This is a genomic window from Qipengyuania algicida, assembly GCF_009828025.1.
GTDB lineage: Bacteria > Pseudomonadota > Alphaproteobacteria > Sphingomonadales > Sphingomonadaceae > Qipengyuania > Qipengyuania algicida.
Map to the genome: position 1 here is coordinate 41,135 of NZ_WTYA01000013.1, position 21,514 is coordinate 62,648.

The 21,514-nt window shown below is 62.4% G+C and carries 21 protein-coding genes and 2 tRNA genes; 11 read left to right on the plus strand and 12 right to left on the minus strand.

Annotated features, from left to right (window positions below):
- Positions 1-63: 63 nt before the first annotated feature.
- The gene (locus GRI58_RS14100; RefSeq protein ID WP_160754247.1) at positions 64-762 is read right to left on the minus strand and encodes an ATP-dependent Clp protease proteolytic subunit; all 699 of its coding nucleotides are present in this window, start codon (positions 760-762) and stop codon (positions 64-66) included.
- A gap of 186 nt (positions 763-948) precedes the next feature.
- Between GRI58_RS14100 and GRI58_RS14105 the strand changes: the two genes are divergently transcribed.
- On the plus strand, positions 949-3,045 hold the full coding sequence (locus tag GRI58_RS14105; protein WP_160754248.1) for a TonB-dependent receptor plug domain-containing protein: 2,097 nt from the start codon (positions 949-951) through the stop codon (positions 3,043-3,045).
- Positions 3,046-3,087: 42 nt separating this feature from the next.
- Positions 3,088-4,578: an amidase gene (locus GRI58_RS14110; protein WP_160754249.1), complete on the plus strand. Its 1,491-nt coding sequence runs from the start codon at positions 3,088-3,090 to the stop codon at positions 4,576-4,578.
- On the opposite strand, the gene GRI58_RS14115 is transcribed toward GRI58_RS14110, so the two are convergent.
- From GRI58_RS14115 to GRI58_RS14135, 5 genes are all read right to left on the minus strand, one after another.
- Positions 4,506-4,781, minus strand: a complete 276-nt coding sequence (locus GRI58_RS14115; RefSeq protein ID WP_160754275.1) for a DUF1622 domain-containing protein — start codon at positions 4,779-4,781, stop codon at positions 4,506-4,508. The two genes, GRI58_RS14110 and GRI58_RS14115, sit on opposite strands and share 73 nt — an antisense overlap.
- Positions 4,782-4,949: a hypothetical protein gene (locus GRI58_RS14120; RefSeq protein WP_160754250.1), complete on the minus strand. Its 168-nt coding sequence runs from the start codon at positions 4,947-4,949 to the stop codon at positions 4,782-4,784. It abuts the gene before it with no gap.
- Positions 4,946-5,431, minus strand: coding sequence for a DUF421 domain-containing protein (locus GRI58_RS14125; protein ID WP_160754251.1), 486 nt, complete (start codon positions 5,429-5,431; stop codon positions 4,946-4,948). Before GRI58_RS14125 ends, GRI58_RS14120 begins: the two co-directional genes overlap by 4 nt.
- 78 nt (positions 5,432-5,509) lie before the next feature.
- Entirely contained in the window at positions 5,510-7,144 is a 1,635-nt protein-coding gene (gene tig, locus GRI58_RS14130; protein ID WP_160754252.1) for a trigger factor, read from the minus strand.
- A gap of 64 nt (positions 7,145-7,208) precedes the next feature.
- Positions 7,209-7,293 (minus strand) — tRNA-Leu (locus tag GRI58_RS14135).
- Between the two features lie 154 nt (positions 7,294-7,447).
- Between GRI58_RS14135 and GRI58_RS15470 the strand changes: the two genes are divergently transcribed.
- The 4 genes from GRI58_RS15470 to GRI58_RS14150 all read left to right on the plus strand — a co-directional run bounded on the left by GRI58_RS15470 (position 7,448) and on the right by GRI58_RS14150 (position 10,229).
- A complete protein-coding gene (locus GRI58_RS15470) occupies positions 7,448-7,618 on the plus strand; it encodes a hypothetical protein (RefSeq protein WP_202386994.1) in 171 nt (56 codons plus the stop codon).
- Between the two features lie 32 nt (positions 7,619-7,650).
- Positions 7,651-7,965: a DUF3297 family protein gene (locus GRI58_RS14140; protein ID WP_160754253.1), complete on the plus strand. Its 315-nt coding sequence runs from the start codon at positions 7,651-7,653 to the stop codon at positions 7,963-7,965.
- A gap of 103 nt (positions 7,966-8,068) precedes the next feature.
- A complete protein-coding gene (gene der, locus GRI58_RS14145) occupies positions 8,069-9,460 on the plus strand; it encodes a ribosome biogenesis GTPase Der (RefSeq protein ID WP_160754254.1) in 1,392 nt (463 codons plus the stop codon).
- Positions 9,461-9,716: 256 nt separating this feature from the next.
- Positions 9,717-10,229, plus strand: a complete 513-nt coding sequence (locus GRI58_RS14150; protein WP_160754255.1) for an SUKH-3 domain-containing protein — start codon at positions 9,717-9,719, stop codon at positions 10,227-10,229.
- Positions 10,230-10,255: 26 nt separating this feature from the next.
- Here GRI58_RS14150 and bfr read toward each other — a convergent pair whose 3' ends face one another.
- The 3 genes from bfr to GRI58_RS14165 form a co-directional block, all read right to left on the minus strand.
- Complete coding sequence (bfr, locus tag GRI58_RS14155; protein WP_160754256.1) at positions 10,256-10,747, minus strand: bacterioferritin; 492 nt, start codon at positions 10,745-10,747, stop codon at positions 10,256-10,258.
- A gap of 83 nt (positions 10,748-10,830) precedes the next feature.
- Positions 10,831-11,022: a (2Fe-2S)-binding protein gene (locus tag GRI58_RS14160; protein WP_160754257.1), complete on the minus strand. Its 192-nt coding sequence runs from the start codon at positions 11,020-11,022 to the stop codon at positions 10,831-10,833.
- Between the two features lie 73 nt (positions 11,023-11,095).
- Positions 11,096-12,379 (minus strand): DUF418 domain-containing protein, encoded by a 1,284-nt coding sequence (locus GRI58_RS14165; protein WP_160754258.1) that lies wholly within the window; start codon positions 12,377-12,379, stop codon positions 11,096-11,098.
- 209 nt (positions 12,380-12,588) lie between these two features.
- Here GRI58_RS14165 and GRI58_RS14170 point away from each other — a divergent pair, with 209 nt between their 5' ends.
- The 3 genes from GRI58_RS14170 to GRI58_RS14180 are packed head-to-tail and all read left to right on the plus strand — an operon-like array spanning position 12,589 to position 15,255.
- Positions 12,589-13,305, plus strand: coding sequence for an AAA family ATPase (locus GRI58_RS14170; protein ID WP_160754259.1), 717 nt, complete (start codon positions 12,589-12,591; stop codon positions 13,303-13,305).
- 24 nt (positions 13,306-13,329) lie between these two features.
- The gene (locus GRI58_RS14175) at positions 13,330-13,827 is read left to right on the plus strand and encodes a hypothetical protein (protein ID WP_160754260.1); all 498 of its coding nucleotides are present in this window, start codon (positions 13,330-13,332) and stop codon (positions 13,825-13,827) included.
- A 42-nt stretch (positions 13,828-13,869) separates the two neighbouring features.
- Positions 13,870-15,255 carry an SPOR domain-containing protein gene (locus GRI58_RS14180; protein ID WP_160754261.1) on the plus strand — a complete coding sequence of 462 codons (1,386 nt, stop codon included), beginning with the start codon at positions 13,870-13,872 and terminating at the stop codon, positions 15,253-15,255.
- An 88-nt stretch (positions 15,256-15,343) separates the two neighbouring features.
- On the opposite strand, the gene GRI58_RS14185 is transcribed toward GRI58_RS14180, so the two are convergent.
- The gene (locus GRI58_RS14185; RefSeq protein ID WP_160754262.1) at positions 15,344-16,576 is read right to left on the minus strand and encodes a dihydroorotase; all 1,233 of its coding nucleotides are present in this window, start codon (positions 16,574-16,576) and stop codon (positions 15,344-15,346) included.
- Positions 16,573-17,601, minus strand: coding sequence for an aspartate carbamoyltransferase catalytic subunit (locus tag GRI58_RS14190; RefSeq protein ID WP_419957052.1), 1,029 nt, complete (start codon positions 17,599-17,601; stop codon positions 16,573-16,575). The genes GRI58_RS14185 and GRI58_RS14190 overlap by 4 nt, the downstream gene beginning before the upstream one ends.
- 101 nt (positions 17,602-17,702) lie before the next feature.
- Between GRI58_RS14190 and sppA the strand changes: the two genes are divergently transcribed.
- Positions 17,703-19,583, plus strand: coding sequence for a signal peptide peptidase SppA (gene sppA / locus GRI58_RS14195; protein ID WP_160754264.1), 1,881 nt, complete (start codon positions 17,703-17,705; stop codon positions 19,581-19,583).
- 92 nt (positions 19,584-19,675) lie between these two features.
- Positions 19,676-19,750, plus strand: a tRNA-Val gene (locus GRI58_RS14200).
- A gap of 296 nt (positions 19,751-20,046) precedes the next feature.
- Here GRI58_RS14200 and GRI58_RS14205 read toward each other — a convergent pair.
- On the minus strand, positions 20,047-21,414 hold the full coding sequence (locus GRI58_RS14205; protein ID WP_160754265.1) for an amidohydrolase family protein: 1,368 nt from the start codon (positions 21,412-21,414) through the stop codon (positions 20,047-20,049).
- Between the last annotated feature and the right edge of the window lie 100 nt (positions 21,415-21,514).

A 21,514-nucleotide genomic window follows, 5' to 3' on the forward strand; every position in this document is an offset into this window, starting at 1 on the left:
TGAAAACCTACAGCGTTATAGCGTCCACCCCCGGAAGTGGGGGTGAAGCCTTTCGACGATGACCTATTCCGGAGCGCCGCCGCTGCCGTCCGGATCGGCATCGGCTTCATGCTCGGGCCGAGTCTCGAACACCTTGTCAACAATGCCGAATTTCATCGCTTCGTCGGCTTCGAGGAAGGTATCGCGGTCCATCGCCTTTTCGATCTCGTCGAGCTTTTTGCCGGTATACTTCGCGTAAAGATCGTTCATGCGCTTGCGCATCCGCAGGATCTCGCGCGCCTGAATTTCGATGTCAGACGCCATGCCGCGCGCACCGCCCGAAGGCTGGTGCACCATGATCCGCGCATTGGGGAGAGCGATGCGCATCCCCGGCTCGCCCGCGGCGAGCAGGAAACTGCCCATGCTGGCTGCCTGGCCCACGCACACGGTCGAAACGCGCGGCTTGATGTACTGCATCGTATCGTGAATCGCGAGACCAGCCGTGACCACGCCGCCGGGCGAATTGATATACATGCTGATCGGCTTGGAGGGGTTTTCGCTCTCCAGGAACAGCAACTGGGCAACGATCAGCGAGGCCATATTGTCCTCGATCTGGTCGGTCACGAACACGATGCGTTCGCGCAGCAGGCGGCTGAAAATGTCGAAGCTGCGTTCGCCCCGGCTGGTTTGTTCGACCACCACCGGCACCAGCGCCCCCATAACAGGGTCGCGGGCGAACTTGCCCTGGCTTGCATAGGCGTCGGTGCCAAACAGATCGATCATGGAAAGTCCTCTTGTGTCAGATTGTGATCCTATGTCGCGTCTGCCCACGGTAATTCAAGGGGATTAACCCATTCTCCCCAGACGAAGCCCGATGCGGGACGATTACACTTGTCGTTGATCGACCGATGAATGCCATTTGTCGAGGCAATCTGGCCATAGAGTGTTGCTGTCATAATACACCACGCCATGAAACAGGGACGCATGAGAAAAGCCGGTCTTACGGCTACACACATAATACCATTGCTACTTTGCGCCACGGCCATGCCGCTCGCCGCGCAGGAGACAGGGAGCGCCAAATCGACCGGCTCCACAGCCATACAGCAAAGCTATCCAGCCGATTTTTTCACGCGATTCAGCCCGAGAAACGCGATGGATATGCTCAACAACCTGCCGGGCTTCCAGCTTCGCGGAGATGACGATTCCGATGTGCGTGGACTGGGGCAGGCGACGGCCAACGTGCTGGTGAATGACGAGCGCATCACGACAAAATCGGACAGCCTCTACGAACAGTTGAGCCGGATCCCGGCCAACAGCGTCGTGCGGATCGACATCGTCGATGGCGCAAAACTCTCGATCCCCGGCCTGTCCGGCCAGGTCGCCAATATCATCACCCGGCCCGACAAATTCTCCGGGCAATATTACTGGCGCGTCCAGGGTCGCCCGCATTTTTCCCACCCCGGATATCTCGATGGCAATATGTCGGCGAAAGGCACGCTGGGCAAAGTGCAATATACGATCGGCCTGTCCAACGACAGCGAACGTGGAGCAACGGGCGGCCCCTACCGCCTGCTGAACGGCGACGGAACCCTCCAGGAAAGCCGCGACGGCCACCTCTGGTCCGATTATGATTCACCCAAGCTGAGCGCCGGGATCACCATCGGCAAGGCGAGCACATCGCAGCTCAACCTCAATGGTTCCTACCGCGACATCTATTCCACGAATTTCGAGGGTGAAACGCGCTATCGAGTGGGCGATGTTACGCGCGACTGGCAATATTACTCACGGCAACGCGGCCACGAGTATCAGCTGAACGGGGATTACAGTTTCGGCCTGCTCGGCGGACGGCTCAAGCTGATCGGGCTCAACCGCTATCGCCACGACGACTACGACGATCAGGCCATCACCAGCTATCCCGACGGACGCGCTTCACAAGGCGATCGCTACATGCAGTCGGTGGCGACCGGCGAGACGATCGGGCGCGCCGAATACAGCTGGAAATGGGGCAAAGCGGATTGGCAGATTGCGGGCGAAGCGGCCTACAACCGGCTCGACAAGACGTCTGGCCTGTTCGACCTCGATCCCGATGGCACTTTCGTCCAGATCCCCTTCCCCGGCGGGAACGGCGGCGTGCGCGAGGACCGCTACGATGCCAGCATCAGTTATGGCCGCCCGCTCACCGACCGCCTGACATTGCAGGTCATTGCGGCAGCCGAAACCTCAACCATCCGTCAGACCGGCGCCAACGCACTGTCGCGCACATTCTTCCGGCCAAAGGGCAGCGCCAGCCTCGCCTGGACACCTGAAAAGGGGCTCGACATCTCGCTGAAAGTGGAGCGGCAGATCGGCCAGCTCGACTTCAATGATTTCCTCGCCCGGATCTATCTCGATCAGGGCAATGCCAATGGCGACAATGCCCAGTTGGTGCCGTCGCAAATCTGGAACATCGATTTCGAGACCAAGAAGAACCTGGGAAAATGGGGCACAACCGATTTACGCCTCTACGGAAGGTTCTATCAGGATTACATCGGCGTCATCCCCCTGCCCGGCGGCGGCGAGGGGCGCGGCAACATCCCCCACGCACGGCGATATGGCTTCGAATGGACCAGTACGTTCCAGCTCGACCCGCTCGGCTTCAAGGGCGCGAAGATCGACAGCGACATCATCGTGCAGACCTCGGCGCTGATCGATCCGCTGACCGGCACAAAGCGCCAGATCAGCGACATGACCGATCGCTACATCAATATTTCCCTGCGCCACGATATTCCGCACAGTAACTGGGCGTGGGGCGGCGGGATAGAAGCCCCGCATGTGACCGACTATTACCGCGTCGGCGAATTCGGCTATCAGAACGAAGGCCCGGTGTTCGATTTCTACTTCATCGAGAACAAGGACGTGCTGGGCATGACGGTCAAGTTCCAGGTGGTGAACCTCGCCAATGCCCGCCACAAGATCTACCGTACGGTCTATACCGGCCCGCGCGACAGCTCGCCGATTGCCTTCATCGAAGACCGTTCGCAGCTGATCGGGCCGATTTTCCGACTGAGCGTAAAGGGCAATTTCTGAATCCGGCTTGCGACACACGCGTTCGCGCCGCATGAAGCGGCAATGAGCAATCTTCTCGCGCGCGTCGCCCCGCTGGCCGTTTTCGGCCTCGCCCTCCCCGCCTCAGCCTCACCGGGGGACGATGCAGCCGCCTATCTGGAGCGGATCAAGGCGCTCGACGATACGGGGCCGCAGCTCAACGCCGTAATCGTGCAGGCTGACGAGCAAACCGCGCGCAAGGAGGCGGACGATGCTGCCAACCTCCCGCTTGGTGGACGTACGGTGCTGGTGAAGGACAATATCGAGACGCGCGAATGGCCGACCACTGCCGGATCTCTGGCCCTGGCAGGCAATCGCACCGGGCGCGATGCGCCGCTCATCGCCCGGCTGCGTGCGGCAGGTGGTGTCGTGCTGGGCAAGACCAATCTCAGCGAATGGGCCAATATCCGTGACGGCAATTCGACCAGCGGATGGAGCGCGGTCGGCGGGCTGACCAAAAACCCCCATGCCATCGACCGCAATACCTGCGGCTCATCCTCGGGCAGCGGCGCTGCGGTGGCCGCCGGTTTCGCCTGGGCGGCGCTCGGCACGGAGACCGACGGATCGATCACCTGCCCGGCCAGCATCAATGGCGTGGTCGGGTTCAAGCCGACCGTCGGCCTCGTCAGCCGCACGCATATCGTACCGATCAGCCATTCGCAGGACACCGCCGGGCCGATGGCACAGAACGTCCACGATGCCGCGATGCTGCTTACCGCGATCGCGGGTAGCGATCCGGCCGATCCCGCGACCGAGGATGCGAACGAGCACAAGATCGACTTTGCCGCTGCGCTCAAGGGGGCATCGCTCAAGGGCGTGCGCATCGGAGTGATGGAAAAACAAATCGGTACACGCAAGGACGTAAAGGCACTGTTCGACAGAGCGCTGGACGATCTCAAGCGGGCGGGCGCGGTGCTGGTACCCATCGATTACGACATGCCCGACAAGATGGGCGAGGCCGAATTTACCGTTCTGCTGTACGAATTGCGCACCGACATGCAGAGCTATCTAGGCTCGCTACCCGAACCGGGAATGCCCAAAACACTCGCCGATCTCGTCGCTTTCAACAAGGCCCACGCTGATCAGGAGTTGCGCTGGTTCGGTCAGCGAACGTTCGAACAGGCGCTGAAGGCGACCGACAAGCCCGCCTATGAAAAGGCCCGCCAGACCTCGTTCGATCTTGCCGGGCCGCAGGGCATCGACAAGCTTATGGCGGACAACAAGGTCGCCTTCCTCATCGCACCGACGATGGGGCCGGCCTGGACCAGCGATCTCGTCAACGGCGATCATTTCAGCGGCAATATCGGGGCCGGCGCCCTGGCCGCCATTGCCGGCTATCCGCACCTCACCGTGCCGATGGGCGACGTGGACGGCCTGCCCATCGGCCTCAGCATCATGAGCGGAAAATGGCGTGACGCCGACGTCCTGAAGGCGGGCGCCGCCTATGAAGCGGTGCGCTCGGCCAAGCTGTCACCGCCGTCATTCGAGCCATGGGCACCGCCGCCGCTCGACTGACTGCGCTGCGTAGCGGCAACTTCCCGCGCCGCGGCACCGTCGATTTCGCGTTGGAGAAAGAAATTGAGCGCCGTTCGCACCGCGGCGATGGCGGCCAGCTTGCCGATGTCCGACCAACTTGGCGCGACCGCGGTGCGCATGATGTCGGCACCCAGCAGCAGCTCCAGCGCAAGCGCCAGCCAGCGCCCGAGACGCAGGCGGATCTACTCTTTCCCGGCATGGGAGATCGCGATCGGAGTTTGTCTGAAACGCGCGTCCAACAGCAATCGCACGATGGCTTCGGCCACGGCAAACGTAACGATCAGCGCGGCGATCCCTTCGACCACCAGCGAAACCGTCAGCGTGTAATCACGGATATTGGCTTCGATCATCGGCGCGGGGGAGTGGTAATGCCCAGCTTGCCGGACGTTTCGAGTGCGATGCCGTCGGTTTCCGAAATTTGCTCCATCCCCTTTTCGTGGAGCGCCTCCTTGATGTCGAGCCGCGATACGCCATGCTGCTTGCGCGCAGCCTCATCGATTTTGCCACCCCGCCCAAGGATGATCTCCGGCCCTTCGACCAGGCGGGCAAACCACGCGCTGCGGGCAGCCGCCTGCGCAAGCATGTAATGCAAGGCGATCAGCAACAGCGATTCTGCGATCGTCGGGATCATCGCCGCATTGCCGGTGGCCGCGCGACTGAGGTTGGAGCCCAACATGATGGCGACAGTAATGTCGAGCGCAGCCCAGCGCCCGAAGATGCGCCTTCCGGCGAGCCGCACGAGCAATAGCCCGAATACGAAGATCACCGCCATCCGGGCACATGCCTGAGCAGTGTCGATATGCGCGGTAGGATCGCCGAAAATCGCCTGCATCGTCATATGCAGGCAAACAAATGAAACCGCTCACGGGTTCCGGTGCCGCTTGAGCGCCGGAACCCGGATAGGTGCGGATTACTTCTTGGCCGGAGCCTTCTTCGCCGCGGACTTCTTGGCAGGAGCCTTCTTGGCGGCGGGCTTTTCTTCAGCGTCAGCCTTTTTGGCCGGAGCTTTCTTCGCCGGGGCCTTCTTGGCCGGAGCCTTTTCAGCAGCGGGATTGTCCTCTGCCTTCTCAGCAGCAGCCTTCTTCGCCGGTGCCTTCTTGGCGGCAGACTTGGCGTCTGCCTCGTCCTTGGCTTCGGCTTTCTTGGCCGGGGCCTTTTTCGCAGCAGCCTTCTTGGCCGGAGCCTTCTTCTTTGCAGCCGGCTTGGCTTCGGCGGTATCTTCCGCCTCGATCGCCGCCTCAAGCTCCTCACGGGTCACTTCGCGGTCGGTAATCTCGGCCTTGTCGAACAGATAGTCGACGACCTTGTCCTCATACAGAGGGGCGCGCAGCTGTGCAGCGGCCATCGGCTCCTGCTGGACGAACTGCATGAACCGCTCGCGGTCTTCGGGGCGATACTGCTGGGCAGCCTGCTGCATCAGCATCGACATTTCCTGCTGGCTCACCTGCACACCGGCGTCCTGGCCGATTTCGGAGAGGAGCAGGCCGAGACGGACGCGGCGCACGGCGATCGCGCGGTAATCGTCCTTCTCGTCCTCGATTTCCTTCATCGCGGCAGCCGCATCGTCCGACTGCGCCGCTTCCTGCTGGAGCTGCTGCCAGATCTGGTCGAATTCGGCATCGACCATCTGCTCGGGCACGTCGAAATCGTGACCGGCGGCAAGCTGGTCGAGCAGCGCGCGCTTCATCTGCGTGCGGGTCAGCCCGGCGGTTTCCTGCTCCAGCTGGCCGCGGATTAGGCCCTGAAGCTGCTCGAGGCTTTCGAGGCCGAGGTTCTTGGCGAAATCCTCATCGATCTTGGTGTCGGTTTCGGTCTTCACCGCCTGAACGGTAATGTCGAATTCCGCTTCCTTGCCGGCAAGATCCTTGGCCTGGTAATCGGCCGGGAAGGTCACGGTGATGGTCTTGGTATCGCCGGTCTTCACGCCGGTGAGCTGTTCCTCGAAACCGGGGATGAATGCGCCCGATCCGATCACCAGCGGCGTGCCTTCAGCCTTGCCACCTTCGAATTCGACGCCGTCGACACGCCCCACGAAATCGATGATCAGCTGGTCGCCCTCAGCGGCCTTCCTGGTCTTGGCGGCGTCCTTGTAGCTCTTGTTCTGGCCCGCAATCCGCTCCAGCGCCTCGTCGACCTGCTCGTCGGTGACGGGCACGGTCAACCGCTCCAGCTTCAAGCCGTCGGTCGAAGGTACGGTGACCTGGGGCAGCACTTCCAGCGCGACGCTGACTTCGGCGTCCTTGCCTTCCTCATACCCTTCGCCCAGCTCGATCTGCGGCTGCATCGCAGGGCGCAGTTCCTTGTCCTTCATCAGCGAATCGACCGATTCGCGAATTGTATCGTTGAGCACCTGCGCGTGGACCTGTTCGCCATGCATCTTGCGCAGCAGATTGGTCGGCACCTTGCCGGGGCGGAAGCCGGGCATCCGTACCTGCGGGGCGATCTTCTTGATCTCCGCAGCGACCTTGGAATCGATTTCCTTGGCCGTGATGGTCAGGGTGTATGCCCGCTTGAGGCCCTTATTGGTGGTTTCGGTAACTTGCATGGACTGGCGAACTTTCGAACTTTCGAACCTTTAGGAACCTGGCTTGCGCCGGGCATGATTGAACTGGTGCGGGCGAAGGGACTCGAACCCCCACATCTTGCGATACTGGTACCTAAAACCAGCGCGTCTACCAGTTCCGCCACGCCCGCGAGCCCAAACGGAGTTGCACGGCGGCCCGAAGCCGTCGCGCGTAGGCGGGTGCCTCTAGTCGTGTGCGGCGAAAAGGGCAAGCGTCGGGACGATTTGGTGGAACAGCCATGCGACGGACGGCGTTTTCACTCCAACCAGAGAGGACCGATTGCCATGAATGCCCAGCCCGCCCCCGACACGATCGACCCCACCACGCCGCAGGAAGTGCCGCCGAAACCCAGCCCGGTCGAATCGCCTGCGAACGAGCCTCCCGAAGTCGCGCCACCCGCACCCGACATCGACACGCCCAATCCCGGCCCCATCGAAACGCCGCCTCCCGATTGACGCAAAGCTGGGCGACGACTATCCGCCGCGCGATGAGCGACACCGACCAGACCGCAGACACCGCCGCCGCCAGCAACGCCGCGGACACCCCGCCCGAGCGCCTCTCGGTCCATGCCGGCAGCCCGCATTTCGACGTCGAGGCGTTGAAGCGCGGCGTCGGCATTCGTTTCAAGGGCCGCCAGCGCACCGATATCGAGGAATATTCGATTCCTGAAGGCTGGGTTCGCGTGCAGGCGGGCAAGACCGTCGACCGGCGCGGCAAGCCGCTGACGCTCAAGCTTACCGGTCCGGTCGAGGCATGGTTCGAAGATCTGGGCGAAGACGCCCCGGTCGCGAAAAAAGCCTGAAGGCCGAAAAGGGCCGGAAATCCCAAACGGGCCTGAGGCCCGAAACGGGCCGGAAAACTCAAACGGGATTGACGCGCAGCCCCTACGTCCTACCGCGGCGGACATGAAACCGCAGGTCATCATCATCGGTCGCCCCAATGTGGGCAAATCCACGCTGTTCAACCGGCTGGTGGGCAAAAAGCTCGCGCTGGTCGATGACCAGCCCGGCGTAACGCGAGACCGCCGGATGGGCGATGCCGTGGTCGCTGGCCTCGAATTTACCGCTGTCGACACTGCCGGATGGGAGGACGAGGATCCCGATACTCTTCCCGGGAGGATGCGCGCGCAAACCGAAGTCAGCATCGAAGGGGCGGATGCCGCGCTGTTCGTGATCGACGCACGCGCAGGCCTTACCCCGCTCGACGAGGAAATCGCCCGCTGGCTCCGCACCCAGAGCGTGCCGGTGGTGCTGGTGGCCAACAAGGCCGAGGGCGCGGCGGGCGAAAGCGGTGTGCTCGAATGCTACAATCTCAGCCTTGGCGAACCGGTCGCGCTGTCGGCCGAGCATGGCGAAGGTGTGGCCGATCTGTTCGGCGCGCTGTGGCCGGTGATCGGCGAAAAGGCCGAAGGTTCAGAGCGCGCTGGCGAGATCGAGGGGGAAGAGGAAGAGGATGGCGAGCGTCCCCTGGGACCGCTCAAGCTCGCGATCGTCGGACGGCCCAATGCCGGCAAGTCGACGCTTATCAACCGGCTGCTGGGTGAGGATCGCCTGCTGACCGGGCCGGAAGCGGGAATTACGCGCGATTCGATTGCAGTGGACTGGAACTGGCTCGACTCGCGCACCGGGGAACGCCGCGACATCCGCCTGATCGACACGGCCGGTATGCGCAAGAAGGCGCAGGTCGTCGAAAAGCTGGAGAAGCTCTCGGTAGCGGATGCGCGCCGTGCGGTCGATTTCGCAGAGGTTGTGGTGTTGTTGCTCGATGCGACGCGCGGACTTGAGCATCAGGACCTCAAGATCGCCTCCATGGTGCTGGAAGAAGGCCGCGCGCTGATGGTGGCGATCAACAAATGGGACATCGCCGACAACGCCAGCAGCCTGTTCAACGGGATCAAGGGCGCGCTCGACGAAGGGCTTTCGCAGGTGCGCGGGCTGCCGGTGTTCGCGGTCTCCGCCAAGACCGGCAAGGGGCTCGACACCATGCTCCACGCCGCCTTCGAACTGCGCGATGCGTGGTCAAAACGTGTCTCGACCGCTGCGCTCAATCGCTGGTTTGACGATGCGCTGGAAGCCAATCCCCCGCCCGCGCCCGGCGGCAAGCGGATCAAGCTGCGCTACATCACCCAGGCCGGCACCCGCCCCCCGCGCTTCGTGGTGTTCGGGACGCGACTGGATGCATTGCCCAAGAGCTACGAACGCTATCTGGTGAACGGTATCCGCAGGGAACTGGGCTTCGACGCCGTGCCGGTGCGGGTGGTGCTGAAGAGTCCGAAGAACCCTTATGCGAAGGGGTGAGGTTGAGGGCAGTTAACGACGACATTGCCGTCATTCCGACGCAGGCCGGAAACAAGCGAGACCAAAAAATTCATTTAAGTCGAACTCGGCCCCAGTCCTCTCCCGGTAGACGCGAGAACGTGCTTAAGCTTCCCACACAACTTTGAGACACCGCCTCCCAGCCGCGTTCGATGTATGGATTGATTGGTGGTCTAAATTCGGAACTTCCGATACAAATTGATTGATCGACATGGGTGTTGTTTTGTAGGCATTCTTGATGGAAGTCTTATCCTCCGCCATCGAACCCGAATTCCGCAGAGCAGGGTGGGTGCCTGAGCGCCGAGTTCAAGTCAGCACGAATGTGCCAAGAGATCACCGGGCTTTCGATGTTCTGCAATCGTTTGGTGGCCTTAAAGTCGGCGAGACGGGTCGGGGCGAAGAATGCGCCAAGAGCGATGTAGAATTTTATGAGACAGACATGCCCGATCAGCTCGTTGAAGCATGGCAAACGATCTTGAAATGTCGGTTTGTCGGCATTGGGGAATGCCATCATGGTCATGGTCAACTGTGGCTGGATGAAACTGGGCGACTATTTAATAGTGGGCTGGCGGGGATGCCAAAGGTGTCACTAGAAGGTACAACATTTGCGGAAGGCATGGAGCGACTGCTGCGAGGTTTCCGATCCAAACCAATGCTACTTCCTTGGCAAACGCAGGTGACGGTCTGGGGAGAAGTATTCCGCGCAGGTGATGTGGGAGTTTTGTCAGCGGAATCCTTCGTCGTCAGCTAACCCAAACATATCAGACTCAACGAGCCTTACCCCTCGCCATCTTCTCCAGCCGGGCGGCTCTGTAGCTGCACGTAATTCTCCAGCCCCATGCGCTTGATCATGTCGAATTGCGTTTCGAGGAAATCGACGTGCTCTTCCTCGTTGGCGAGGATATCCTCGAAGATCTGGCCCGAGGTGAAGTCCTTGCATTGCTGGCAGTATTCGGCGGCTTCTCGCAACAGCGGGATCGCCTCCATTTCCAGCGCCAGATCGGCCTTGAGGATCTCCTCGACCGTCTCGCCCACCTTGAGCTTGTGCAGCGCCTGGAAATTGGGCAGCGCCTCGAGAAACAGGATACGCTCGGCAAGCTTGTCGGCGTGTTCCATCTCCTCGATCGATTCCTTGCGCTCGTAAGCTGCAAGCTTGGCCACACCCCAATCGGCGAGCACGCGGTAATGCAGCCAGTACTGGTTGATCGCGGTGAGTTCGTTGGTCAGCGCCTTGTTGAGGTATTCGATAACCTTGTCGTCGCCCTTCACGCTCGTTTCTCCATTGTGACTGCGAGCGGGACTATGCGAGCGCGGGACCGGGGGATCAAGCCCGCCAGCTACGGAAGATTACGCTAGGCCGCGTGGACGGCACGGAAGCCGAGTTCGCGCTCTTCCTCGATAATCTCCTGCGCGTCTTCGAGGCAGGTTCCGCAATCGGGCCGCTTGCCAAGCGCGGCATAGCATGCCTCCGCCCCGCCAACGCAGTGGCGCGCGGCGCGACGCAGGTCGCTTTCGCGAATGGCATTGCAGATGCAGACATACATCCTTGGACAGCTCCCGAATCTTTCGCTGGAATGGATGCTAGTGCGAACCATTCTCATTAGCAAGCCGGAATCTTTATTGCCTGCGCATCGGCACCAATTGTCCATAGGTGAGGCAGCGCCACAGCCATTCGAGCGGGCCGTAACGGAAGCGGGCGAGCCATGGGCCGGGCCAAGCGAGCATCACCACCCATGCGATCAGCACCACGCCATAGAGCTGGATGCGGGTCAGTTCGCCGAACAGGCCGAGACCCCAGCCGGGAAACACCAGCATCATCACCACCGAAGTGCCGAGGTAGTTGCTGAAAGCAGTACGGCCCGCCAGCGCGAAGTGGCGCGCAAGCCAGCCATGCGCGCGCTGGCCATAGAGTGCGAGCAGAGTCAGATAGCCGAGCGACCCGGCAAGCCGCGGCATCGCGCTCCAGCCGTCGAATGCAGCGATGGTGGCGTAGTAGCTCAGCCCCTTACCGAGTGCCCACAAGGCGATCGGGATCGTCGTCGCGATGCTCAGCGCCACCGCCGCCCCACCCCACAACCATTGCTCGCGCGCCGCGAACCCGCCGGAAAACAGCCCGAGACGATAGAGCCCCATCCCTATCAGCATCAGCGGCAGCGTCTCGAACGCGAAATAAAACGTCTGGAACGGCAGGCTGGGCAGGTGGCGAGCCATCGTATGCGCGACGAAGGCGGGATAATCGCCACGCGTGAGAATTGCCGCTTCGTCGCTGCCGTCCGACAAATCCCCCGCCTCTGCCTCAAGCAGCCTGCCCTGAGTCGCGGCCATCTCGGTATGCGCAGCGAAATGCCCGTCGGCCGCCTGTTCCATCGGGACGGTCGAGGTGAAGCTCAACACAGCTCCGGCGACATAGGCCAGCACGCCCAGCAACACCTGTCGGCCCGGTGAAAGATCAAGGAAGAACAGCGCCCCAAAACCCGCAACCGCATAGAAAAACAGAATGTCGCCGCGCCACAGCAAGATGAAATGGGCCAGGCCGAACGCGCAGAGCCACGCCAGCCTTCGCATCTGTCGCCCGGCGCCCTCACCACGCGCCCATGCGCGTTCCATGAACAGATATATCCCGGCACCGAAAAGCAGGGTGAACACGCCGCGAAACTTGCCATCGACCAGCACCAGCTGCGCCGCCCACAACCAGTGGTCGAGCGGGCCGACCGGCGCGAGGAATGCGCCGGGATAGCTATAGGCGTCGAAAGGCTGGCCGAAGGCGATGATATTGGCGATCAATATGCCGAGCACCGCCACACCGCGCGTTACATCGAGACTGGCGATGCGATCGCGCCCGCGCGCCAGCGGCTGGTCGGGAGTCGCGCCGTTCTCGTCCAGAGCTTCGTAAAATTCCATTCGCTCTCCCCTGCCCGATCCCGGTGGAACCGAACCGCCGCAAATCCGGCTTTATCAGCAAGTCGCGGCAACGAAAGGGACTGCGCGAGGCAATCAAACGATCCCCGTCATTAACGCAAAATTAGGGGTAGTCTGCGAAGCCATGGTTGAGCCGCCCGAACAGGGGCGATTGTAACGTAGTCCTAAGGCGCATCTCAGGGGGACCAGGCGTGCGAGTACTCGCTTTGGCATCGCAAAAAGGCGGATCGGGCAAGACGACCCTATCCGGACACATGGCCGTCCAGGCTCAGCGCGCAGGTGCTGGCCCGGTCGTCCTGATCGATATCGACCCGCAAGGCTCGCTCGCCGACTGGTGGAACGAGCGCGAGGCGGAATATCCCGCCTTTGCGCAGACCACGGTTGCCCGGCTTGCCAGCGATCTTCAGGTGCTGCGCCAGCAGGGCTTCAAGCTGGCCGTCATCGACACCCCGCCCGCTATCACCATGGCGATCCAGTCCGTCATTTCGGTCGCCGAACTGATCGTCGTCCCGACTCGCCCCAGCCCGCACGATCTGCGCGCCGTGGGTGCCACGGTCGATCTGTGCGAGCGCGCCGGAAAGCCGCTAGTATTCGTGGTCAATGCCGCGACGCCCAAGGCCAAGATCACGTCCGAGGCCGCCGTCGCGCTGTCGCAGCACGGCACCGTCGCCCCGATAACCCTCCACCACCGCACCGATTTCGCCGCTTCGATGATCGATGGCCGCACGGTGATGGAAGTGGACCCCGATGGCCGCAGCGCCGCCGAGGTTACCGCGCTGTGGAAATACATTTCCGACCGCCTGGAAAAGAATTTCCGCCGGACGGTCTTCGCCGCACCCAATTCGCAATCGGCACTACCGGGAGCGTATCGCCCCGCTGGCGGCTTCGGCCGCCGGGTCGCACAGTAACGCACAGGAGTCGAGGGCACACGCATGAGCGACGCCAGTTTCGCCTCCCTGTCCCCCAGCCTGCTCGCTCGCAAGGGAGGCGCCAAGCCGGCAATGCGCCCGCAGAACACCGCGGGTCCGGTCGATGGCAAGCAGGTCGCGGCCAGCCTTGAGGATCTGGGCTGGAACGACATGGGCGACGAAGACCAGAAGGAAACGTCTGGCCAGGTCGTCATGCTCAATGCCGCCAGCGCGCAGGACAAGCCCTCCAGCAGCCCGGTGCGCGATTCGATCGAGAAGATCGCGCAGAAGCTCGAATCGAACTCCGCCATGGCCGACGCCAAGGTAGCGAGCAGCAACAAGCGCAACAGCCGCCGCGCCGCCTTTACCTTGCGGCTGGATCACGAACGCCACTTGAAGCTGCGCCTCGCCTGCACGGTGCGTGGCCGCAGTGCCCAGCAACTGGTGACCGATGCGCTTGATGCGCTGCTCGGCCAGATGCCCGAAATCGACATCATCGCAGCACAAGTGCTGCGGGACTGACATGCCCGACCAACCGTCCGCAAACGGACCGGAGGAATTGAGATGAGCACGACCACCACCGCCAATCGGACCCGGATCTGGGCCTTTGCGATCACCACTGCACTTGCCAGCACGACGCTGGCGGGTTGCGCTGGCAAGGTTGCGCCCAGTTCAGCCATGTCGGCGGAACAGGCTCGCGTGGCTCTGGCCAAGGGCAAGGATCCGCGCGCGGTCGAAAGCGCGCAGGCGGCGGTGCTCGCCAGCCCGCGCGACGCGCAGAACCGCGCGCTCCTCGGGGCCGCCTATATCCAGTCGGGCCGCTTCGGATCGGCGGAGACTGCCTTGGGCGATGCGGTAAAGCTGGGAGACACTTCGGCGCGCACGGTACTCGCCTATGCCCTCACCCAGATTGCCGCAGGTCACAATGAATCCGCCCTGCAAACCATCGATCAATACAAGGCTTCGCTCGACCCGGCGAACTATGGCCTCGCAATGGTGCTTGCCGGTCGCCCCAAGGAAGGCATCGACGTGCTCGGACGTGCGCTCCGGAGCGGCGAAAACACCGCCAAGATTCGCCAGAACCTGGCCTATTCTTTCGCATTGACCGGCGACTGGCGTACTGCACGCCTGATCGCAGCACAGGACCTGCCAGCCAACCAGCTCGGCCAGCGGCTTGGTGAATGGGCCGTTCTCACGAACCCCCAGATGGCTCAGCAAAGGATCGCCAGCCTGCTGGGTGTGAAGCTTGCCAACGATCCGGGCCAGCCCGCCGAATTGGCGCTTGCCAACTTCCCCAGCACGCAAATGCTGGCCGACGAGGCGGCGACCCAGAACGCCGCCCCGGCGTCGGCATCCAGGCCAGTCGAACTGGCAAGCGCGAGCACCGCCGAACTGCCGCCGGAAGCGCCCGCGCCAAGCGCGTCGAATACTTCGTCCGCACCGACGGTCGCGCTGACGCTGCCCCCTGTCGAGCCTCGGCCCGCGAGCGCGGCGCCCATCGCAACCGGCGGCAAGTTTGCAGTAAACGAAGTGGTCGAACCGGTCCCGCAGGCGATCGCGAAACCCGCCGCGAAAATCGCGATTACGCATCCGAATAGAACCAAGTCGGCCGCGAATGCCAAAGCCAAGAAATTCCTCGCCGCGTTCGAACGCAAAGAAGGCAATTTCAACATTCAGCTCGGCTCGTATTTCTCGCAGGATGATGCCGAATGGGCGTGGAAGAATTTCCACCGTCTTCACCCCGAGCTCAAGGGCTCGGACAAGGTCATCACCAAGGCCGTCGTGAAGGGCAAAACCTATTATCGCGTGGCGGCGGGCGGTTTCGCGCGTAATTCCGCGCGCCAGATGTGCTCGATCGTCAAATCCAAAGGCGGAGACTGCTTTGCCTACGCCGGCACACGCGTCCTACCGGGGGCGATCAGTAACGGTACGCAAGTCGCCTCGCGCTAAGTCCCCAACCGAATTACCGAACTTCCATCCACAGGAAGAGCCGCCTCAGACCCTCCTTCGTCTCCATGCGAAGGGGGGTCCTTCTTGTTCAGCAGGCGATTTCGACTCCGCCTTTGAACAGGCGCAGCGCCCTGCCCTGAACCGGTTGCCCATCGAACGGGGTGTTACCCGCACTTGCTGCCATCTGGCCGCTATCGACGATCCACGGACGTTCCGGATCGACCAGCACGACATCCCCCTGCCAGCCTTCCCTGAGCTGCCCGGCATCGACATCGAGCAGGCGCGCAGGCGCTCCCGCCACAAGATCGAAAGCGCGGGCCATATCGATCACGCCGTCGCGCACCAATGCGAGTGTCATCGGCAGCAAGGTTTCCGCGCCTGCCATGCCCGGTGCCGCATCGGCAAAAGGCAAACGCTTGTCTTCGGGGCCGCGCGGATCGTGGCCCGACGCGATCACATCGATGGTGCCGTCGGCGATCGCTTCCAGAACGGCCTGGCGATCGTCTTCCACCCGTAATGGTGGAGACAGGCGCATGAAGCTGCGGAAGCCGACGCTCGCGAGGTCGGAAAGATGGATATGTGCCGGCGTCACGCCGGCTGTCACGGCGACACCGTTCTGTTTGGCGACGCGTACAAGATCGAGCCCGGCACGGGTGGTCACTTGCCGGAAATGCACTCGTGCTCCTGCAAGTCCGGCCAGCATGACATCGCGGCCGATCGCCAGAGCCTCGGCCTCGGCAGGCGCGCTCGGCAGACCCAGGCGAGTGGCGATTTCGCCAGCGGTAGCCACCGCCGCGCCGACCAGCCCGGCATCCTCCGCATGGCTGACCAACGGCCGGTCGAGCATCGCGGCATAGCGCAGCAGCCGCAGCATGACGCCTGAATCCGCGATCCAGCCACGCCCGGTGGCGATCCCGCGCGCACCCGCCTCACGCATGAGCGCAAGCTCGGCGAGTTCGGCGCCTTCCAGACCGCGTGTCGCAGCAGCGATGGGATGGACCCAGAAATCGGGCTTGCCGCTCTTGGCGACGTAAGAGACACGGCTGGGCAGATCGAGCGGCGGAGACTGATCGGGCATCAGCGCCGCACGAGTGATCCCGCCGAAATGGAACGCCGGCTTGTCGATGGCGAACACCCCGTAATCGACCAGCCCCGGGGCGATCAGCGCGCCCCGTGCCCCAATGACCACGTCGCCATCCTCCGGCGAAACGTCGCCGACTGCCGTTATCAGCCCGTCGGCGATGCGCAGCCCGCCATCGCGCAGCCCGTCAGGCAAAACCAGTCGTCCACCGGTAATGGTGATCGCGCGTGCCTGTTTCATCGCGACCATCCTTCCACGCCGCGTGCCGGTCGGGTCAGGATGTCGAGGCTGGCCATGCGCACGGCGACACCCATTTCGACCTGGCGGGTGATGATCGAGCGGTCGAGCATGTCGGCCACCTCGCTGTCGATTTCCACTCCCCGGTTCATGGGGCCGGGATGCATCACCAGCGCGTCCGCTCGCGCCAGCCCCAGCCGTTTGGTCGTCAGCCCATAGAGGTGGTGATATTCGCGTGCCGAGGGAATGAACTGCCCGCTCATCCGCTCCGATTGCAGGCGCAGCATCATGACCACATCCGCGCCATCCAACGCAGCGTCGAAATCGTGAAACACCTGCGCGCCCATCGCTTCCACCCCGGCGGGCATCAGCGCAGGCGGCGCGCACAGGCGCACAATCGCACCGAGCGCCTGCAGGCAAAGCAGGTTGGAGCGCGCAACCCGGCTATGCAGGATATCGCCGCAGATTACGACGGTCATACCCGTGAAATCCTCGGCAGCCTCTCCGCGCGCGGCCAGAGCCTCGCGCAGGGCGAGCGCGTCCAGCAAGGCCTGCGTCGGATGCTCATGGCTGCCATCGCCCGCGTTGAGGACCGGGCAATCGACCTTGTCAGCGATCAACTGGGTCGCTCCGCTCGATGCATGGCGGATCACGATCGCATCGGCGCGCATGGCGTTTAGCGTTATCGCCGTGTCGATGAGTGTCTCGCCTTTCTTCACGCTCGATTGCGCGGCGTGCATGTTCACCACGTCCGCCCCCAGTCGCTTGCCAGCGATCTCGAACGACAGCAGCGTGCGGGTGGAATTCTCGAAAAAGGCGTTGATGATGGTGAGGCCGGATAGCAGCTCCGAATGTTTGCTCGCTTGCCGGTTCCAGCCGATCCATTGCTGCGCTTCGTGCAGCAGGTAAAGGATTTCGTGCCGTTCGAGCTGGGATATGGCGATAAGGTCGCGATGCGGGAAGGCCGCGCCGCCCGCTGGGAAGCGGTCCGATCCTTGGGTTTCTGGCGCCGATGTCATTGAAGCCATGTCCCTAGTCGAGCATCATTGACCGCTCAAGCTTTATCGGTAGTCGTTTGAGCGCCAAGTCTCTAGGTTGGCGGGCGAAACACAATTTCGGGATGGTTCGAATGACTTTTGCAGGGCGGGTGTGGCGCTTGCTGGTGGGTATCAAGGATGGCTTGGTGCTCATCTTCATGCTGCTGTTTTTCTGGGCGTTGTTCGCCATCCTCACGGCGCGTCCTACCCCCGCGCAGATCCATGGCGGCGCGCTGGTGATCGATCTTGACGGCTACGTCGTCGAGGAAGCAGCTAAAATCGATCCGTTATCGGTGTTGCTCAACCGCGAAGCGCCAGCTCACGAATTCCAGGAACGCGATATAGTGCGCGCACTCGACTCAGCCGCCACCGATCCGCGAATCACGGCTGTCGTGCTCGATCTCAACCAGTTCCTCGGGGGCGGACAGGAGCATATGCAGGCGATCGGCGCTGCGCTCGACCGGGTGCGTGCAGCGAAGAAGCCGGTGCTCACCTATGCCACCGCTTATGCCAACAGCGGACTGATGCTGGCTGCCCATGCCAGCGAGGTATGGATGAACCCGATGGGCGGTAGCATGATCGCCGGTCCGGGCGGAACCCATCTCTATTACAAGAACCTGATCGACAAGCTGAAGATCAACGCGCACGTCTATCGTGTCGGCACCTACAAGAGCGCCGTAGAGCCCTATTTTCGCGACTCCATGTCCGATGCCGCGCGCGAGAACTACACCTCGCTTTACGGCGCATTGTGGAGCGACTGGCTCGACAATGTGAAGAAGGCGCGGCCGCAAGCGAATGTCGAGCAAGCGGCCAACGATCCGGTCGCCTGGGCCGAGGGAAGCGGCGGCGACCTCGCGCAGGCCTCGCTCAAATCGGGGCTGGTCGACAAACTCGGTACGCGCGATCAGTTTGACCAGCGCCTGATCCAGCTGGTCGGCAAAGATCCTTACAGCGACAAGCGCGGCGCATTCGCATCAACCGATTACAACAGCTGGCTCGAATCGCTCGGCCAGCCTAGCGGCGGTGCTGCGATCGGTGTGATCACGATCGCGGGCGATATCGTCGATGGCGATGCCGGACCGGGCACAGCAGGTGGCGACCGCATCGCAGGTCTGCTCGACGATGCGCTGAACCAGGACATCAAGGCGCTGGTTGTGCGTGTCGATTCACCCGGCGGTTCGGTACTGGCGAGCGAGGAAATCCGTCAGGCCATCCTGCGCCAGAAGGCCCGCGGCATCCCGGTGGCGGTTTCGATGGCCAATGTCGCGGCCAGCGGGGGATATTGGGTTTCGACCGCCGGGGACCGTATCTTCGCCGAACCCGAAACGATCACCGGATCGATCGGCATCTTTGCGGTCATTCCGACTTTTGAAAACACGGCCAAATGGATCGGCGTCAATGCAGACGGGGTGCGCACGACACCGCTTTCCGGACAACCCGACGTATTCGGCGGGTTCACTCCGGCAGTGGATAGCGTGATCCAGTCGACCATCAACAATGGCTACAAGCAATTCATCGACCGGGTCGCGGAGGCACGCAAGATGACGCCCGAAGCCGTCGACAAGATCGGCCAGGGACGCGTATGGGATGGCGGCAGCGCGCGACAGATCGGTCTTGTCGACCAGTTCGGCGGGCTGAACGATGCGCTGCAATGGGCAGCGGGCAAGGCCGGGCTCAAGCAGGGCGAATGGCATCCTGTCTACTTTGGCACGCCTGAGACGGCATACGAAAGCCTGCTCAAGCGTTGGTTCGAGCGCGACAAGCAGGAGAGCCAGCAAGACATGATGGGTATGATCGCGGCACGCGAGCGATCGTTGACAGGGCGCTTGTCGACCGACCTCGATCGCTTACTCGGTGGTAACGGGATGCAGGCCTATTGCCTCGAATGCGAGCCGATTGCTGCCCCGCCCAAGCCGGTCAGCGAAAATGCGCGCAGCTGGCTGGCGGTCATGGGGAAATTGTTCAGCAACTGACACGGCGCACCCCTGTAACGGCCTTCGCGCCTTGCCAAGCCAATGCGCAGAGCGTAAAGGCGCGCCCCTGCCATCGGTTCAACCGGTCGGGCGGGCGCGTAGCTCAGTGGTAGAGCACACCCTTCACACGGGTGGGGTCGCAAGTTCAATCCTTGCCGCGCCCACCATATTTCAACAACTTAGCGTGGAATATGGCCCTCCCCTCAGCGTCGGGGTAGGTTCCCACTCGTCCGAGGTTGGGGCTGGCCAGCGATCTCGCGCGCTCGTAGGGCGAACGGTCGCAACGGCAGGCGGCGGCACTTTTCCCAAACTGATAGGGGGGAATCCCAGTCATCGGACCAGTCGCCCGCGCTTCCCAAAAGCGGTCATAGATATTTCGCGCTGTAGGGGCGCTTTGTGTCGAAACCTAACGCAAGGCCACAACACGCAATGGCGCACCACGTTTGTGTCACGGCCTTTGCTATCACAGCTCCAGTGCGTTGGTATCGATGCCTTGTGCCTCGAGCGCTTCGAACAGATGACGCTGTGTGCGGGCGACATCGTGATTAGCGGCCCGCGCAAGCAATTCGTCGAGCCGCTCGCGGTTGAGATAGCGCCCACCGGCGATCACAGCGGAAATCGCTCTGAGCGCAGACAGGTCGGCCGCCGGATCGCGTTCAAGCAGGATCAGATCGGCGCGCTGACCCGGCGCGATACGGCCAAAAAAACTGTCCTCGCCCAGGGCCATTGCGGCATTCTGGGTCGCGGTCCGCAGCACGTCCGCTCGACTTAGTCCTGCCCCTTCCAGTAGTTCCAGTTCCTCGACCAGCGACACGCCTGGCACGTTGGTGAAGATGCCTGCATCGCTGCCCGCCACCAGCACCACGCCTTCTTCCGCCAGCATCTTCGTCATGCGTTGGTAGAAGGCGAAGGCCTCGCGGTGGCGCGCCGGGTCTTCTGCCTTCCAGCGCTCATATTCGGGCTGTGACTGTGCCACCAGCAGAGGATTGATACGTTCGGTGCCGGCGCGTTCCAGATACGCGCCATCTGTTTCCGCGACTTGCAGCAGATTGTAAAACGCCAGTAGTGTCGGATCGACCGGCACGCCGGCGGCCGCAATGTTCTGCGCCAGTTGCCGCGCGGCATTCTCGTCATGGGCGTCACGCAGACTATGCCAGACGATGGATTCGACGTGCTCGATCGTCACGAAGCCATCGTCGAGCAGTTCCTCGAAAGCGATTGCGAAAGGCTTGTCATAAGGCACGCCTGGCGCTCGCAAGCCTTCGGGGGTGTGGCCCATGATCGTCATGCCCAGTAGCGATGCCTCGTCTCGGATCGCCTCGTAGGCGGCACGGGTGAGATTGGAATACACCTTGAGCCTGCGAAAGCCGGCCGCATGGTGCTGCCGCACCGCCGTCCTCGCTTGCTCCGCCGTCGTCACAATATGGTGGTTGATCTGCGCATTGGCACCAGAGCTGTTGAGGATCGGCCCGGTGGTTATCAGCCGCGGGCCAAGCGTCTCGCCCCGCGCGATTCGGTCGGCGAGACGCAGGTGGAACGGCATGCCCGAGGCATTGCGGATGGTGGTCACCCCGGCGGCAAGATAGGCTCCGAGTGAGGCTTCGTCCCAGACATGAACGTGCATATCGACTAGCCCCGGCATAGCGATCCGGCCCGCGCCGTCGATGATCCTCAAGCCCTCCTTCGAGCGCGGCTCGGCGGACGGCATTACTGCGGCGATGATTCCGTCCTCAACAAGGATCGCCATGTCCGGGCGGATCACGGCAGCATCCCCGTCGAGATCGAGCACCTGCACATTGTCCAGCAAGTAGGTGCTGGAAGTGTTCGCCATGGCTGTAGAAGACAAATGCGCCAGAAAAAGTGTAAATCCTACCGCAAACATTCTGAGTATAGACATCGCCCCTTCTCCTCCCCGTCGTATGTCTCAACCC

Excerpts from the sequence above, each read along its gene's own strand:
- tig (WP_160754252.1), bottom strand. The coding sequence starts at position 7,144 with ATGCAAGTTACCGAAACCACCAATAAGGGCCTCAAGCGGGCATACACC.
- sppA (WP_160754264.1), top strand. The coding sequence starts at position 17,703 with ATGACTTTTGCAGGGCGGGTGTGGCGCTTGCTGGTGGGTATCAAGGAT.
- GRI58_RS14110 (WP_160754249.1), top strand. The coding sequence starts at position 3,088 with ATGAGCAATCTTCTCGCGCGCGTCGCCCCGCTGGCCGTTTTCGGCCTC.
- GRI58_RS14105 (WP_160754248.1), top strand. The coding sequence starts at position 949 with ATGAAACAGGGACGCATGAGAAAAGCCGGTCTTACGGCTACACACATA.
- GRI58_RS14125 (WP_160754251.1), bottom strand. The coding sequence starts at position 5,431 with ATGCAGGCGATTTTCGGCGATCCTACCGCGCATATCGACACTGCTCAG.
- GRI58_RS14165 (WP_160754258.1), bottom strand. The coding sequence starts at position 12,379 with ATGGAATTTTACGAAGCTCTGGACGAGAACGGCGCGACTCCCGACCAG.
- GRI58_RS14205 (WP_160754265.1), bottom strand. The coding sequence starts at position 21,414 with ATGGCGAACACTTCCAGCACCTACTTGCTGGACAATGTGCAGGTGCTC.
- GRI58_RS14120 (WP_160754250.1), bottom strand. The coding sequence starts at position 4,949 with ATGATCGAAGCCAATATCCGTGATTACACGCTGACGGTTTCGCTGGTG.
- GRI58_RS14140 (WP_160754253.1), top strand. The coding sequence starts at position 7,651 with ATGAGCGACACCGACCAGACCGCAGACACCGCCGCCGCCAGCAACGCC.
- GRI58_RS14175 (WP_160754260.1), top strand. The coding sequence starts at position 13,330 with ATGAGCGACGCCAGTTTCGCCTCCCTGTCCCCCAGCCTGCTCGCTCGC.
- der (WP_160754254.1), top strand. The coding sequence starts at position 8,069 with ATGAAACCGCAGGTCATCATCATCGGTCGCCCCAATGTGGGCAAATCC.
- GRI58_RS14160 (WP_160754257.1), bottom strand. The coding sequence starts at position 11,022 with ATGTATGTCTGCATCTGCAATGCCATTCGCGAAAGCGACCTGCGTCGC.
- GRI58_RS14180 (WP_160754261.1), top strand. The coding sequence starts at position 13,870 with ATGAGCACGACCACCACCGCCAATCGGACCCGGATCTGGGCCTTTGCG.
- GRI58_RS14185 (WP_160754262.1), bottom strand. The coding sequence starts at position 16,576 with ATGAAACAGGCACGCGCGATCACCATTACCGGTGGACGACTGGTTTTG.
- GRI58_RS14150 (WP_160754255.1), top strand. The coding sequence starts at position 9,717 with ATGGAAGTCTTATCCTCCGCCATCGAACCCGAATTCCGCAGAGCAGGG.
- GRI58_RS14100 (WP_160754247.1), bottom strand. The coding sequence starts at position 762 with ATGATCGATCTGTTTGGCACCGACGCCTATGCAAGCCAGGGCAAGTTC.
- GRI58_RS15470 (WP_202386994.1), top strand. The coding sequence starts at position 7,448 with ATGAATGCCCAGCCCGCCCCCGACACGATCGACCCCACCACGCCGCAG.
- GRI58_RS14190 (WP_419957052.1), bottom strand. The coding sequence starts at position 17,601 with ATGGCTTCAATGACATCGGCGCCAGAAACCCAAGGATCGGACCGCTTC.